Annotated in this window: 2 protein-coding genes and 1 pseudogene; 2 read left to right on the top strand and 1 reads right to left on the bottom strand. The window is 54.2% G+C overall.

Features of this window, described 5'->3' with window-relative positions; genetic code table 11:
- On the top strand, nucleotides 1-946 hold a 946-nt coding region (locus CUC53_RS05490; protein WP_201796717.1), incomplete at its 5' end, for an Ig-like domain-containing protein.
- A 108-nt stretch (nucleotides 947-1,054) separates the two neighbouring features.
- Here the strand turns inward: CUC53_RS05490 and CUC53_RS19175 are convergent.
- Nucleotides 1,055-1,467, bottom strand: a pseudogene (locus CUC53_RS19175) (transposase); the annotation flags it as partial.
- Between the two features lie 61 nt (nucleotides 1,468-1,528).
- On the opposite strand from CUC53_RS19175, the gene CUC53_RS05485 reads away from it, so the two are divergent.
- On the top strand, nucleotides 1,529-1,636 hold a 108-nt coding region (locus CUC53_RS05485), incomplete at its 3' end, for a transposase (protein ID WP_157798202.1).

The following is a 1,636-nucleotide window of genomic DNA, read 5'->3' as shown; positions in this document are numbered from 1 at the left end:
GACCATCACCAATGCGGTGGTGACTGAGCTACAAATTACCCCCCAGGACTCCTCCCTGGCGATAGGGTTGAGTGAGCAGCTTAAAGCTGAAGCCATTCTCTCTGATGGCCAGGTACTGAATGTCACCGCTAATACTGCCGTGAGCTGGAGCTCCAGTAACCCAGCCGTAGCCACCATCAACAGCAGTGGTACAGACAAGGGCATAGTGACCGGCGTGTCAGCAGGCTCCGTGACCATCACCGCCTCCGGTGAGGCCAATGGTCAGCGCTTCAGTGCTACCGCACAGGTGACCATCACCAGTGCGGTGATGACTGAGCTACAAATTACCCCCCAGGACTCCTCCCTGGCGATAGGGTTGAGTGAACGGCTTAAAGGTGAAGCCATTCTCTCTGATGGCCAGGTACTGGATGTCACCGCTAATGATGCCGTGAGCTGGAGCTCCAGCAACCCAGCCGTAGCCACCATCATCAGCAGTGGTGCAAACAAGGGCATGGTGACCGGCGTGTCAGCAGGCTCCGTGACCATCACCGCCTCCGGTGAGGCCAATGGTCAGCGCTTCAGTGCTACTGCTGAGGTAGAGGTTAAGGCACCATTGGCGTTGTTCACTCCTCCTGACACGAACAACGCACGTACCTGGAAAGATGCCGATGCCTATTGTAAAGGGCTGACCCCCGCAGCGAGATTGCCAACCGTTGCAGAGCTGCAAAATCTGTATATCCAGAGCACGTCTGCTACGAGCATCAACCAACAAGACAATTTTGAGATGTGTGATGTTCACGGGTGGCCCCTGGATTTCGCCCGGTGTGGCGGTATTACTAGCTACTACTGGACCAACACGCTTGGTTCGTTCGGGCTCTATAATCTTGTTTCCCTAGCGCGGGGCCACAATGCCAGCGCGGGCTACAGCAACGACAACAGCCTCCATCACGTGGCGTGTATTCGTTAAGGGTTTTTAACATTTAGTTTTTAACATTTGCTTTTTGTGTTGCTGGCGCGTACGCGCCAGCTTTTTCAGCCCGCCCGTAGGGCTGACGCACTTAGAGCCGCTAACAAAACCGTTCAACAAAGCGCAAGCAGATAACGTCAAGAAAGCGAGATGGATATCCAGCCGTCGCTCGAAACGAATTCGTCGCTTCCCAAAGCCTGCCAGCCAACCATGAATGCGTCCTACAACCCTGCGATGACAACCCAATCGCTCATTACTATCGATGCCTCGTCGGGCAATGCGAGCCTTGATACCCCTCGCCTCAGATAATCTCGGCAACGGCGAAAATCATCCCTCTTGTCTGCTGTAGCTTGTCAGGCCGACGTCGTGTGTCGACATCTCTTGCCTGCTAATGCCGGCAGTGCATCCAACAAGGGCTCAAACATTATCTAGTCATGGCGATTGGCGCCTGAGACAAGCACTGCGAGTGGTATGCCCTGACGTTCCACCACTTTGTGTCGTTTACTGCCCAGCTTGCCTCTGAGGTATCCTGATTTTCACAGACCGTCCCGATTGTTACGATGAGACAATCGGGGGTATTGAATGAAATCGAGAGAACACTATTCACAAGAGTTTCGGGCAGAGGCGGTTCGACTGGTATTGGAGCAAGGCCTTAGCCAAGCTGAAGCCGCCACAAGGTTGGGTATTGCC

This window comes from Aeromonas cavernicola (assembly GCF_002795305.1).
Taxonomy (GTDB): Bacteria; Pseudomonadota; Gammaproteobacteria; order Enterobacterales; family Aeromonadaceae; genus Aeromonas; species Aeromonas cavernicola.
The sequence above is the reverse complement of the archived record's forward strand: the minus strand, read 5'-3'. Positions and strand labels throughout refer to the sequence as shown.